General features: G+C 65.6%; 11 protein-coding genes. 6 read left to right on the forward strand and 5 right to left on the reverse strand.

Translation table 11 applies throughout. The features are described from left to right. Positions 1–147: 147 nt before the first annotated feature. From HY57_RS19405 to HY57_RS19420, 4 genes are all read right to left on the reverse strand, one after another. Positions 148–618 (reverse strand): hotdog fold domain-containing protein, encoded by a 471-nt coding sequence (locus HY57_RS19405; RefSeq protein WP_019467120.1) that lies wholly within the window; start codon positions 616–618, stop codon positions 148–150. 49 nt (positions 619–667) lie between these two features. Next, positions 668–1,057: a hypothetical protein gene (locus HY57_RS19410; RefSeq protein WP_019467119.1), complete on the reverse strand. Its 390-nt coding sequence runs from the start codon at positions 1,055–1,057 to the stop codon at positions 668–670. A gap of 13 nt (positions 1,058–1,070) precedes the next feature. Beyond that, positions 1,071–3,542: an acyl-CoA dehydrogenase gene (locus HY57_RS19415; protein ID WP_019467118.1), complete on the reverse strand. Its 2,472-nt coding sequence runs from the start codon at positions 3,540–3,542 to the stop codon at positions 1,071–1,073. Between the two features lie 66 nt (positions 3,543–3,608). Beyond that, a complete protein-coding gene (locus HY57_RS19420) occupies positions 3,609–4,499 on the reverse strand; it encodes an alpha/beta fold hydrolase (RefSeq protein WP_019467117.1) in 891 nt (296 codons plus the stop codon). A 124-nt stretch (positions 4,500–4,623) separates the two neighbouring features. Here HY57_RS19420 and HY57_RS19425 point away from each other — a divergent pair, with 124 nt between their 5' ends. The 5 genes from HY57_RS19425 (at position 4,624) to HY57_RS19445 (ending at position 9,338) form a co-directional block, all read left to right on the forward strand. Next, the gene (locus HY57_RS19425) at positions 4,624–5,202 is read left to right on the forward strand and encodes a TetR/AcrR family transcriptional regulator (protein WP_019467116.1); all 579 of its coding nucleotides are present in this window, start codon (positions 4,624–4,626) and stop codon (positions 5,200–5,202) included. A gap of 247 nt (positions 5,203–5,449) precedes the next feature. Beyond that, a complete protein-coding gene (locus HY57_RS19430) occupies positions 5,450–7,294 on the forward strand; it encodes a phosphoenolpyruvate carboxykinase (GTP) (RefSeq protein WP_081500738.1) in 1,845 nt (614 codons plus the stop codon). Positions 7,295–7,421: 127 nt separating this feature from the next. Continuing rightward, positions 7,422–7,973, forward strand: coding sequence for an RNA polymerase sigma factor (locus HY57_RS19435; RefSeq protein ID WP_019467114.1), 552 nt, complete (start codon positions 7,422–7,424; stop codon positions 7,971–7,973). Then, positions 7,970–8,416, forward strand: coding sequence for a hypothetical protein (locus tag HY57_RS19440; RefSeq protein ID WP_019467113.1), 447 nt, complete (start codon positions 7,970–7,972; stop codon positions 8,414–8,416). Before HY57_RS19435 ends, HY57_RS19440 begins: the two co-directional genes overlap by 4 nt. A 19-nt stretch (positions 8,417–8,435) precedes the next feature. After that, the gene (locus HY57_RS19445; protein WP_019467112.1) at positions 8,436–9,338 is read left to right on the forward strand and encodes a DUF4097 family beta strand repeat-containing protein; all 903 of its coding nucleotides are present in this window, start codon (positions 8,436–8,438) and stop codon (positions 9,336–9,338) included. Positions 9,339–9,421: 83 nt separating this feature from the next. Here HY57_RS19445 and HY57_RS19450 read toward each other — a convergent pair whose 3' ends face one another. Then, complete coding sequence (locus HY57_RS19450; protein WP_026034247.1) at positions 9,422–10,336, reverse strand: hypothetical protein; 915 nt, start codon at positions 10,334–10,336, stop codon at positions 9,422–9,424. Positions 10,337–10,599: 263 nt separating this feature from the next. On the opposite strand from HY57_RS19450, the gene HY57_RS19455 reads away from it, so the two are divergent. Beyond that, complete coding sequence (locus tag HY57_RS19455; protein WP_019467110.1) at positions 10,600–13,497, forward strand: EAL domain-containing protein; 2,898 nt, start codon at positions 10,600–10,602, stop codon at positions 13,495–13,497. Positions 13,498–13,624 lie beyond the last annotated feature (127 nt).

Genomic DNA, 13,624 nt, shown 5'->3' on the forward strand with positions numbered 1-13,624 from the left:
CGGGACTGGAGATTCCGCACAGGCTCCATGCGCCTGCTCACGATCTCGCTGGAACGTTGGTATTTCCTCACCGTCATTCCGGCGCAGGCCGGAATGACGGTGAGGGGAATGGGTTGCTCGGAGAACGTGTGTGGGCGCCAGGACCGCTCAGGCCGCCTTGCGCGGCGATACCCACATATCGATGCGGGCCCGGAAAACATCCTCGCCTGCTTCGTTACGCACTGTCACCAACACCGGCCACGCGTAACCGCTGGACGCTTCCACCGCCGGAGCTTCGGGCGTCGCCTGCGCCACCAATGTGCCCTTGGCCTTGGCCAGGTACTCCACCGTCATGCCCTTGGGAATCCAGCGCATGCTCGAGGGAATCGTCACGTCGGTCATCATGCCGGCCGTGAGTTCGGCAGCGTTGCAAAGTGCAATCGCGTGCACGGTGCCGATATGGTTATGCACGCGGCGGCGATCGCGGATCGCCACTTCACACCGGCCGGGTTCCAGTGCCTGGAAGCGTGGCGCTATGGTGGCGAAGTAAGGCGCCTTGAAACAGATCAGGCGGCCATACAGCCAACGGCCAAGCGGCAGCGGCGTCAGGCGACGGTAGAGCGCAAGCGCTGGATTCATCGTATGCCTCTTCTTTGGCACGGCCGGCCAGGGGTTTCGCTACCACCGATCATGTCGCTGCCCGCCCCACCAGCGGCATGGCAAACAGCACGGAGCCCACCACGAACAACACCGTCAGCCCATGAACAAGCCAATGGTTGTAGCGCAGGAACACGAACTGTTCGATGGTGCGCCCAACCCAGAACAACGCCATACCCAACAGCAGCCCATGGCCCAGCCGAGTGGTCAGCAATTCGTTGGGGAGCCAGAAGCACAGCACCGCCACGCCGAGGAACACGTAGATCAGTCGCAGATTGAGAATCTGCGTCACCGCGCGCGTGGCCGGGTTGGTCTGGCGCAGCGATTGCGGCCAGTCGAACAGTTTCCAGAACGCCAGGTGGAAGACGGCGAAACCCAAGCTATGTGCACCACACAGATAGATCAGGGTTTCGCCGTCCATGCCTTTCCTCCTTTTATGCCGCGTCGGCCAGCTTTTTCTTGTGGTCGGCACGGGTGACCGCGGCACGCAGCTCGGATGGATCGAAATCGTCCACCGAGATGAACTCGAACACGCCTTCGCGCACGCGCTTGAGCAGTTCGAACTCGGCGGCATTGATCACGCCGGCCTGCATGGCTTCTGTCAGCTGGCCCACGTAGTCGTGCGACTTGAACTGGCCGGCCTTCTGCGCCTTGCCGAACTTGCGCTCCACCGGCTCGGCCGCGATCACGTCCGGCAGCAGCGCGTTCATGCGGCCGATGGTGTTGTTCGCGGTCGGCGTGAGGTACACCCACTCGGTGAGGCGGTCACGCGCTTCGCCCGGCGCCGTGATGATGGCGGCGATGCGGCGGCCCAGGCGGTCTGACGGCGGCACTTCGCGGCGACCGAACGGGAACACCAGCGCGCGCAGCAGCCAGGAGACCGGCCGCACCGGGAAGTTGCGGATGGCGCCGTCAAGCGCGGTCTGGATGCGCCACATGCACTCGTGGAAGGCCCAGGCCAGCAGCGGGCGATCCGCTTCCGGACGGCCGGTGTCTTCATAGCGCTTGAGCATGGCGCTGGCGATGTACAGGTAGCTAAGCACGTCGCCCAGGCGCGCGGAGAGCTTTTCCTTGAACTTCAGCTTGCCGCCCAGCACGCCCATGAAGGTATCGGCGCACAGCGCGAGCGCGGCGGAGTAACGGTTGAGCTTGCGGTAGTAGCGGCGCACGTAGGCATCACCCGCGGTGTCGCCGATGCGCGAACCGGTGATGCCCATCGCGAACGAACGCACGGCGTTGGAGATACCGAAGCCGATGTGTCCGAACAGCGCGCGATCGAAGGCCTTCAAACGATCGCCGTATTCCGGGATCGACAGCGCCTGCATTTCCTTCAGCACGTAAGGATGGCAGCGGATGGCGCCCTGCCCGAAGATCATCAGGCTGCGCGTCATGATGTTGGCGCCTTCCACCGTAATGGCGATGGGCACGCCCTGCCAGGCGCGGCCGGCGTAGTTCTTCGGGCCCAGCTGCACGCCCTTGCCGCCGTGCACGTCCAGCGCGTCACCGGCGATGGTGCGGCCCCATTCCGTGGCATGGTATTTGGCGATGGCCGAGGGCACTGCGGGCTTCTCGCCGCGATCCACTGCGGCGGCAGTAGCGCGCGAGAGCGCCGCCGTGGCATAGGTCAGGCCGCCGATGCGGGCCAGCGCTTCTTCCACACCTTCGAAGCGGGCGATGGAAAGACCGAACTGCTTGCGCATGCGTGCATACGCACCGGTCGCCGCAACCGCAGCGCGCACACCGCCCGTGGCATTGGACGGCAGCGAGATCGCGCGGCCGACGGAGAGGCATTCCACCAGCATGCGCCAGCCATGGCCGGCCATGTGCGGGCCGCCAATCAGCACCGACATCGGCACGAACACGTCCTTGCCGTGCAGCGGGCCGTTCTGGAACGGGATGTTCAGCGGGAAATGGCGGCGACCGATTTCCAGGCCCGGCGTCGAGCGCGGCAGCAGCGCCAGCGTGATGCCGAGGTCTTCCTTGTCGCCCAGCAGCTTCTCGGGGTCGTACAGGCGGAAAGCCAATCCGACCACCGTGGCGATCGGCGCCAGCGTGATGTAGCGCTTGTCGAAGGTGAGCTTCATGCCCAGCGTTTCGACGCCATCGACCACCTGCTTGCACACCACACCGTAGTCGGTGATGGAGGTGGCATCGGAGCCGGCATACGGGCCGGTGAGCGCGAAACAGGGAATTTCCTCGCCCACGGCCAGGCGCGGCAGGTAGTGGTTTTTCTGCTCGTCGCTGCCGTAATGCAGCAGCAGTTCTGCCGGGCCCAGCGAGTTGGGCACGGCCACGGTGGAAGCCACCGTCGCCGACATGGTCGCCAGCTTCTGCAGCACGGCCGAATGCGCCAGCGCGGAGAAGCCCAGGCCGCCGTACTGCTTGGGAATGATCATGCCGAAGAACTTGTGCTTCTTGATGAAAGCCCAGACTTCCGGCGGCAGGTCGGCCAGCTCGTGCGTGATCTGCCAGTCGTCGATCATGCCGCAGAGTTCTTCCACGGGACCGTCGAGGTAGGCCTGCTCCTCCACACTCAGTTCCGGCTTGGGCTGCTTGAGCAGCTCATGCCAGTCCGGCTTGCCGGAGAACAGTTCGCCCTCGAAACCGACGGTGCCCGCTTCCAGCGCGGTCTGCTCGGTTTCGGACAGCTTCGGCGTCACCTTGGCGAACATCTTCAGCAACGGTGCGCTGATCTGCTTGCGGCGGAAGCCGTCCATCAGCAGCGGCACGGCGATGGCCAGTTCGATCACCAGCAGGATGAATGTCGTCCACGGCGCGCCCGCGAGCAGGCCGACGACGACGGTGGTGATCACCGTGGCGATCGCCCAGGTCCGCAGGCTGGTGCGGTGGTAGGCACAGGCGCCGGTAGCGATGAGCGCCGCCAGCAGGGTCAGTATCACGGACATCACAACACCTCGTTACGAATGACGTCGGGGTGGAACAGGGATTTCATCGGAGCGGATTTCATAAGATCAGGCCGGCATCGCATCGCTGCGGTCCGTTGGGGAAAGCCGGCCCACGAAACGTGCGATCTCGCGGGTGAAGGCATCGTTGGCATCGCCCGCCACCATGTGCGTGGCGCGGGGCAATTCCACATGTTCGGCGTGCGGCACCAACTGCAGGAATTCGTCGACCGTCTCGCGTGACACCACGTCACTGCGGCCACCGGACAACAACAGCACAGGCACGCGCACTTTTGCCGCCGCCGCCATCAGGCGCGGCTGGTAGCGTTCGCTCTCGCTCACCAGACCATTGAGCAGGGCCGGATCCCAATGCCAGCGCAGGCGGCCATCGGCGCCTTCGCGCAGCAGTGGTCGCAATTGGTCTTCTGTCTTGCGCTCGGCGCGATGCGGCAGGTACTTCGCGATTTCTTCTGCCGCCTGCCCGTAGTTTTCGAAACCATCCGGATGGGCCTGCATGAAGGCGAGGATGCGTTCCACGCCCTTGGTCTCCCAACGCGGGGTGATATCCACCAGCACCAGCGCACGGAAGGCGGAGGGGTCGATCTCACCGGCGATCACCAGCCCCAGCAGCCCGCCCATCGACGCGCCGACCAGCACCGGCTTGTGCAGTTCCGCGTGGGCCAGCTGGCGCAGATCGCCGATGAACTGCTCCATGTGGTAGTCGCCACCCTCGGCATGGCCACTCTCGCCGTGGCCGCGCGCATCGAACGTGATGCAGCGAAAACCCTCGGCGGCCAAAGCCTTGGCGGTGCCGCGCCACGCGCCGCGGGTCTGGCCGAAACCATGCGCGAACAACAACGCCGGGTGACCTGACGGCCGGCGGACTTCGACGGCCAGCGCCAGGCCGTCGACGGCGGCGACAGAAGTGGTGACTTTCTCGGAGGCGGGTGTCGTTACCATACGCATGAGTATGGATTGCGGCAAACCGCCACGTCAATACGCGCCGCGACAATGGGGCCGCGTCGATTCAATCACTTGCCATGACGCCAATTGCAAAGCCGCCGCCAGGGGCTACCATACGGGTATGAATGCAAGCGCTAAACCCGAACGCACCCGCCTCTCCGCCGAGGACTGGGAAGACGCCGCCCTCCGACTGATTGCCGAACAGGGTGTCGGCGCACTCGCCGTCGAGGCGCTCGCCCGCCAGCTCGGCGTCACCAAGGGAAGCTTCTATTGGCACTTCCGCACCCGGGAGGCCCTGCTGCAGGCGGCACTGGAACGCTGGGAGCAGTACGGCGAGAAAGAAGTCATCAGCCAGATCGAGGCCATGCCCGATCCGCGCGCACGCCTGCCGGAGCTGTTCCGCCGCGTCGCGCACGAGCTGGCGCCGCACCGTGTCTATGCGGCGCTGCTGAAGGCGCTGGACCACCCGCAGGTGGTGCCGGTGATGGCCCGTGTATCGCAACGGCGCATGGAGTTCCTTACCAATATCTATCGCGAGGCCGGACTGGCGCCGGACGAGGCGCTCAATCGCGCCCGCCTGACCTATGCCGCCTATGTGGGCTTCCTGCAGCTCAATTTCACGCTGGGCCTGCCGCGCATCAGCCATGATGAGTTTGACGCCTACGTGGAGCACATGATCCGCACGCTCACGCCGGCCTGATCCCGGGTACGGGGAAGTCCAGGGGAACGCCGCCTTCGGGCGGCGTTTTTTTATGGCCACCATCCATGGCGGCCACCCTTCGGGTCACCGCTAACGCGATGTCAAAAATCGCGCCAGGCGATTTTTCATGCCCGCAAGCCACTGGCAGTCCACCTACCAAAGTGGTCTGCTGTTACATCTGTAACTGTCCAGTCCGGCAACGGTTTTGGGGTGCGCCCAGTTGCTTTTTGCTGCATCCTCACTTGTCATGCCAGTGTTCGTAAGTTACCGTTTCTACTCTTTTTTGCCTCAAGACCAGAGCGAGGAAACGATGTCGAGCAAGCTGGAAGCGCTGCAGCGCTGGGTGGATGAAGTCGCGGCGCTGACCCGCCCCGCGAAGATCCATTGGTGCGACGGTTCTGATGCCGAGTACCAGCAGCTGGTGCAGCACATGCTGCAGACCGGCGACCTGATCGAGCTCAACCAGCAGACCCATCCGGGCTGCTACCTGCACCGGTCGAGCCCCTCTGACGTGGCCCGCGTCGAACACCTCACCTTCGTCTGCACCAAGGAGCAGGACGACGCCGGCCCGAACAATCACTGGATGGCCCCGCCCGACGCGCACGCCAAGATCGACGCCCTGTTCGACGGCTGCATGGAAGGCCGCACCATGTACGTCATTCCGTACTGCATGGGCCCCATCGACTCGCCGCTGGCCCGTTGCGGCGTGGAGATCACCGACAGCCCGTACGTCGTGGCGAACATGCGCACGATGACGCGCATGGGCGCTGCCGCGCAGGCACGCATCGAGCGCGAAGGCACCTTCGTGAAGGGCCTGCACTCCACCGGCGAGCTCGATCCGGAACGCCGCTTCATCATGCATTTCCCCGAGGAGCTGACCATCAAGTCGTACGGCTCCGGCTACGGCGGCAACGCACTGCTCGGCAAGAAGTGCCACGCGCTGCGCATCGCCAGCTACCAGGCGAAGTCCGAAGGCTGGCTGGCCGAGCACATGCTCATCGTCGGCATCGAGAATCCGCAGGGCGAAACGCATTACGTTGCCGCGGCATTCCCGTCGGCCTGCGGCAAGACCAACCTCGCCATGCTCATTCCGCCGGAGGGCTACCGCAAGGACGGCTGGAAGGTGTGGACCGTGGGTGACGACATCTGCTGGATGCGCCCTGGCGCGGATGGCCGTCTGTACGCCATCAACCCGGAAGCCGGCTATTTCGGCGTGGCGCCGGGCACCAGCGATGCCACCAACCCGAATGCGCTGTCGACCATCGCGCGCGACACCATCTTCACCAATGTCGCCGTCACCGCCGACAATCAGCCTTGGTGGGAAGGCCTGCCGGGCACCCCGGTCACCGACTGGCAGGGTCGTCCGTACGATCCGGCCAATGGTCCGGCCGCGCACCCCAATTCACGCTTCACCGTGAGCGCGAAGCAGTGCCCGACCTGGTCGCCGCGCGCGGAAGACGCGCAGGGCGTGCCGGTCAGCGCCATCGTGTTCGGCGGCCGCCGTCCGTCGCTGATCCCGCTGGTGTTCGAAGCGAAGGACTGGAAGCACGGCGTGCTCGTCGGCGCCGCCATGGGTTCGGAAACCACCGCTGCCGCCACCGGTGCGGTCGGCGTACTGCGCCGCGACTCCATGGCCATGAAGCCGTTCGCCGGTTACCACTACGGCGACTACTTCCGCCACTGGCTGTCCTTCGACAAGCCGGGCGCGAAACTGCCGAAGATCTTCCACGTCAATTGGTTCCGCAAGGGCGACGACGGCCGCTTCATGTGGCCGGGCTTCGGCGACAACCTGCGCGTGCTGCAGTGGATGATCGATCGCGTGGAAGGCCGCGTCGAGGGCGACCAAACGCCCATCGGCACCCTGCCCAAGGCCAATGAGCTCAAGCTCGACGACCTCGGCCTGGACCGCGCCACGGTCGATGCCCTGCTCCATGTCGACAACGCCGGCTGGAGCACCGAACTGGCTGCCATCGGCGAGTACCTCGACAGCTTCGGCAGCCGCATGCCGAACGAACTGCACGCCGAACAGCAACGCGTCGCCAAGGCGCTGAACGATGCGGCGGTGACGCCGCGCGCGGCCGTCGCCTCCTGACGCCCGCCTCGCCCCGCCGGTCCGTCGGACCGGCGGGGTTTTCTGCGATTCCCCTCTAAACCTTGCCGCGCGGTGGCGCATCCAAGCTGGCAAGATGATCGCAGCCTGCCCCGCCACCGGACCCACGATGCCGCCGCCAGCGCCCGCCGCGGATCCCAACGACATGGACGACGTCCACGCGGCGGCGGCCGGCGATCGCCTGGCGTTTCAACGCCTGTATCGCGCCCATGTGGATCGCGTCTACGGCGCCGTGTTCCGCCTGGCCGGTTATGACCACGCCCGGGCCGAAGACCTCACGCAGGAAGCCTTCGTGCGTGCCTGGCAGAAGCTGTCCGGCTTTCGTGGCGACAGCGCCTTTGGCACATGGCTTTATCGCCTGGCAGTGAATGTCGCCCTGATGGACATCCGCTCGCGCGGCTCCGACCCCGTCACCATGATGGATGAGGACGACCTCCCCGACCGCGGCGAAACGCCCTTCTGTGCTGCCGAGCGCGACGAACTGGAACGCGCCATCGGCAAGCTGCCGCCGCGGGCACGCGCCGTGCTGGTACTGCACGACGTGGAAGGCTGGCGACACGAGGAAATCGGTGCCGAACTCGGCATGGCAGTGGGTTCGTCCAAGGCGCAGCTGCATCGCGCCCGTGGCCTGCTGCGGAAAGTATTGGGAGAACGCTCATGAACGAATTTGAATGGCTCCGCCAGACACGCGCCCTGCGCGAACCGGTCGCGCCACGCCGCGACCTGTGGTCCGGCATCGATGCCGCGCTGGATGCCGCCGAGGCGACAACCAAGACGCCTGCACCCCGGCGAGCCGCGCGGCAGCCGCAGAACTGGCTGATCGCAGCAAGCTTTGTCGGGTTGTCCCTGTTCGCCGGCAGCCTGGCCGTGCACCTGCGCGACCGCACGCTGGCCAACGCCAGCGCCACGGTGATACCGGAGGCGGGACGCTGGCGCCCGAACGATCCGCGCCTTGCCGGCGCGGCCGTGGAACTCGATGCCGCCAACATGGAGCTGCGGCAGGCGATCGAGCAGGCACCGCACTCACCGGCGCTGCAACGACTGTTGAACCGTACGCAAAAGCAACAGGCACAACTGCGACAGATGGAACACCAGGCTGGTTGAGTCCAGCGGAGCCTTCACCATGAAAACCGCACGCTTCATTCCACTCCTGCTCAGCCTGTCGATCGGCCAGGCCCTGGCCGATACGCCCATCAACCTCAGCCACGAGGCCTTGCCCAACGCCCGCGTTAGCATCAGCAACATCAAGGGCGAAGTCACCGTGAGCGCCTGGGATCGCAACCAGGTGCAGGTCACCGGCCGCCTCGGCGATGGCGCCAAGCCGCTCGCCATCGAAGGCAGCAACGGCAGCATGACCATCAAGGTCGAATCGCAGGGCAAATCCGGTTGGCTCAACTTCGGCAGCGATACGTCGATGGGTGCCACCACGCTGGATGTCCGTGTGCCCCGCGGCGCTTCGCTGGACATCGACGTGGTCAGCGCGCCGATGAACATCGATGGCATCGACGGCGGCACCATCAAGGTCAACGCGGTCAGTGGCAAGGCGCGCATCAACGCACGCTCGCCGAACATCGACGCGAATGCCGTCAGCGGCAGCATTGAGCTCGCCGGCAGCGCGGAGAAGGTATCGCTGCAGACGGTCAGCGGCGACATCCTGGCCCCCAACGTTGGCGCCGAGGCGGACCTGCAGACCGTCTCCGGACGCATCCGGGTCAGCGGCGGCCCGTGGCACAAGCTCAACCTGAGCACTGTCTCCGGTGACGTGCAGCTTGGAGGCGGCCTGGCTTCCAACGGTACCTTCGACGTCGACAGCATGAGCGGTGACGTGCAGGTGCAGGTGCCATCCAACCTCTCCGCCATCATCAAGGCCAGCACCTTCAGCGGCGACCTGCGCAGCGACTTCGGCGCCGTGAAGAAGGGTGACCACGGCCCCGGCAGCGAGCTGAGGACGACCGCTGGCAGTGGGGCGGGCAAGATGAACATCGAGACGTTCAGCGGGGACCTGCGTATCCGCCGGCAGGATTGACCGCCATCCGGTGCACCAACGAAAACGCCGGGCGATGCCCGGCGTTTTTCTTTGCCTGTCCGGTCAGCGACCGACGGCGAAAGTCAGAGATCCTGGTGGTACTGCACGTATGGCGTGCGCGACTGGTCAGGCTCGGGACCGGCGGGCGTATTCACGCCGTTGCCCGACGACCACAGGTTCTGCGCGCCGATGCTCAGCTCACCCTGCCACGGCAGACGCCAGGTCACGCCAAGATCGATGCTGTTCCAGCGACGATCCGCGTAGCCCGCCCCCGGGATGCCTGCTTCCGGTGCCATGGTGCGGCCGACGATGCTGCCACTCAGCGGACCACGGTCAACGCCGAAGCTCACGGCCTTCTGGTCGAGCGAATTGACGCCCAGCAGGTTGCCAGGAAGCAGGCGCACGCGGCCAACGCTCGCGCCGAGGTCGATACCGCTCTTGCTGTCCAGCGCCACGCGGCCACGCGCATTCACCTGCGTGCTGCTGTCGAAACCGGACAGGCCGTTCACGCCTGGCATCGCACCCGGCAGAAGGCGCGGCAGCGTGGCGGCGCCCTGGACGTTGTCCGTGCCAAGGCTCAGGCCCACCGAGTAGCGACCGTCGCTGTACGTGGCACCCACTTCGCTGCCCACGATGCGCGGCGCCTGGTTGTTCGCCCAGCTGTGTTCGCTCACACCCAGGTGCGCCTGCACATTGGGAGCGATGCCGTACTTGATATCGGAGGACTGCACCGTGGCGGAGTCCAGCGCGCGGAACTGCAGCGGTGCATCCGCGCGCTGCGCGGATGTCAGCGACTGGCTGCTGGACTGCAGCGCCAGCCAGCGGCCATCGGCGCCACGCCACAGCGGCACGCCATTGCTCGCGCCGGCCTGGGAGGTCTGGTCCGGTGCCTGCGAGAGCAGGCGCCCGGCGGCGCTGTACGAATCATTGGCCGCAGTCTGCCCTGCCGCGACGAACGGCATGAGCAACAGTGGCAATGAAAAGAACAGACGACGCATGTACGCGAATACCCCCGCGGTACCATTGGACCGGAACGAATTCGCCCCCTCCCAGAGACGAGTTAGGCCTAACGATACCACATTTTACTTTTTGCTAACACCCAAAATCCGGCTTTGTGACACATGCCCAAAAGACCCGCATCACAAATTTTTGACATCAGGGCGCCGAATAGGTTCCCGGTTCATCGGGTCAGCGACAAAGCTGAATGGAGGCGATATATAGTCCTCTCCTGTCGACAACGTACGGATTCGTCCTGCGCCTGATGACCCCGGTCCTTTCCAGCCATATGACCGCCTGCCCGGCCGACAGCGCCGTCGTTGCCATGCATGCCGCGGTGGAGCGCCTGTTCCGCGCGGCCGATGCGGCCAGCGTGGCGGAAATCTGTGAGGCCATGTTGCGCGACCTGGGCGTGGACGGCCGCCTGCACTGGCGCCTGCTGGGCGATACGGAACCGCCCAGCGCGGAGCTGACCCAGCTGGATCTGGCCGAAGACCCCCAGGGGCTGCGCTCGCTGGTACTGGCCCTGCCCACCGGCACGATCTCAGACCCCATGAGAGAAAACCTCTCATGGATCGGCCGGCTGGTCGCCTGCCGCCTGCGCCAGCTCGCCGAGACCTCGCGCCTTTACGAGGCCATTTCCCGCCTTGCTCTGGCCGAGCGGTTGCAGCGCGCGCTCTACGCCATCGCCGACCAGGCGGGCGCCGAGCACAACATGACCGAGATGATGCACTCGCTGCACGCCATTCTCGGCAGCCTGATGTACGCAGAGAACTTCTACATCGCGCTCTACGATGCCCCCACGGATACGGTGCGCTTCCCGTACTACGTCGACACGATGGACAAAGAGCCGCCCTCGCCCGACGAGGCGGTGCTGCTGCAGGACATGCGTTACAGCCTGACCTGGAACCTCTTGCAGAGCGGGCAGGCGATCATGGGTTCGGTGGCCGAGCTGACCGAGCAGTTCAAGGGGCGCTTCGTGCTGCTCGGCCCGGTGTGCGAGCACTGGCTGGGCGTTCCCCTGTTGCGCGACGGCCGTGTCGTGGGCGGCATCGTGATGCAGAGCTATCGCGAGGACACCCACTACAGCGAGCACGACCGCGAGCTGCTCAGTTACGTCGCCAAGCACGTGCAGACCGCACTGGAACGACGCGAGGCGCATGAGGAACTTGAGCGCCGCGTATCCAGCCGTACCGCGGCATTGCGCGAAGCCAACCGCGTGCTGCGCCAGCAGGTGCTGCAGCGCCAGCGCGGCGAACGCCTGCAGGCCGCGCTGTTCCGCATCGCCGAGTTGGCCAACGCCTCCGAAGGCATCGACAACTTCTATGCCGCCGTGCACCGCGTCATCGGCGGCCTGCTGTATGCGCGCAACTTCTACATTGCGCTGCTGGACGAAGAGCAGAAGACGCTCAGCTTCCCCTACTCCGTCGACGAGTTCGACACCGTGCGCCTTCCGCGCGCGCACGGCCGCGGCGTGACCGAGTACGTGCTGCGCCACGCCAAGCCGCTGCTGGCCGACCCGGCGGAATTCGACCGGCTGCAGCAGATGGGCGAGATTACTCATCGCGGCTCCCGCTCGCTTTGTTGGCTGGGCGTGCCGCTGGTCTGGGGCGACCGCGCCATGGGCGTGTTGGCGGTGCAAAGCTACTCGCCGGAACACACCTACGATGTCCGCGACCAGGAATTGCTGACCTTCGTCGGCTACCACGTGGCCAACGCCTTGCAGCGCAAGCACACCACCGAATCGCTGAAACAGGCCTATGCGAGCCTGGAGCGCCGCGTCACCGAACGCACCCGCGCACTGGCGCTGGCCAACCGCGACCTGCGCGAACAGATCGCCGAACGCGAGCGCGTGGAGCGCCGCCTCAAATACGAAACCCTGCACGATTCGTTGACCGGCCTGCCCAACCGCACCCTGTTGCTGCAACGCCTGGAGCAGGCACTGCAGCGTTATCACAGCGATACGCAGGAACTGTTTGCGGTGTTGTTCATCGACCTGGATCGCTTCAAGGTCATCAACGACTCCGTCGGCCACCTGGTGGGCGACGATCTGTTGTTCCAGGTCGGCGGGCGCATCCGCGCCTGCCTCAAGACCCGGGACGTGGTGGCGCGCCTGGGCGGCGATGAATTCGCGGTGCTGGCCGAAGGCATCACAGACCCGAAGATGGCCATGCTCATCGCCGAGCGCATCATCGACGAGCTGCAGACGCCCTTCCGCCTGGGCGCGAAAGAGATCTTCACCTCCGCCTCGATCGGCATTGCCCTGCCCAGCCCGCACTACCAGCGGCCGGAAGAGCTGCTGCGCGACGCTGACGCGGCCATGTATCGCGCCAAGGACGAGGGCCGCCACCGCGCGGCGGTGTTCGACGACCGCCTGCGCCGCGAAGCCCTGTCCCTGCTGGAAATGGAAGGCGACCTGCGCCGTGCGCTGAGTCGCAACGAATTCGTGCCGTTCTACCAGCCCATCGTGGCGTTGCAGACCGGTCGCACCGTGGGTTACGAAGCGCTGCTGCGCTGGCGCCATCCGGATCGCGGCCTGCTTACCCCAGGCGATTTCCTCGCGGTGGCCGAGGAGAGCGGCTGTGCGGAAAGCATCGACTGGCAGATTTTCGACCAGGTCTGCGCCCAGGCCGAAGCCCTGGCCGGCAGCGATGGCTTCGTCAGCATCAATGTGTCAGGCCGCCACTTCCGCTCGCTGGACCTGGACAAACGCCTGCTCGACCTCATCGAGTCGCACCACGTGCCGCCGCGCTGCCTGCGCATCGAGGTGACCGAGCGCGCCCTGCTGGAGAACGCCACGCAGGTGAAGCGCATGCTCGACAACCTGCGCAGCCATGGCGTGAGCATCGCGCTGGACGATTTCGGCACCGGCTACTCGTCGCTGAGCTACCTGCACCAGTACCCCATCGAGACGCTGAAGATCGACCGCTCTTTCATCGTCGAGCTGCCGCGCGAGGGTGGTCATGGCGCTGCCGTGGTGCGCGCCATCCAGGCGCTGGCCAACTCGTTGCAGATGCAGGTCATCGCCGAGGGCATCGAGGACGAGGAGCAGCGCGAGGCCCTGCAGCGCATTGGCTGCCGCTATGGGCAGGGTTTTCTGTTCGCCACGCCCAAGATGGCTGAGGTGTGGCTGCAGCGCGAACATCATTTCGCGCTGCCTTGAGTAGCCCAGCTCCCTACTCGTCATTCCGGCGTACCCCGAAAAGGGGGCAAGGGCCGGAATCCAGTAACGGCAAGAATCGGTTGTCGCCTTGACGCCACGGGCGCCGACCATGTCGCGACAACCCTAC

Origin of the sequence: Dyella japonica A8 (assembly GCF_000725385.1) — a bacterium.
GTDB classification, from domain to species: domain Bacteria; phylum Pseudomonadota; class Gammaproteobacteria; order Xanthomonadales; family Rhodanobacteraceae; genus Dyella; species Dyella japonica_C.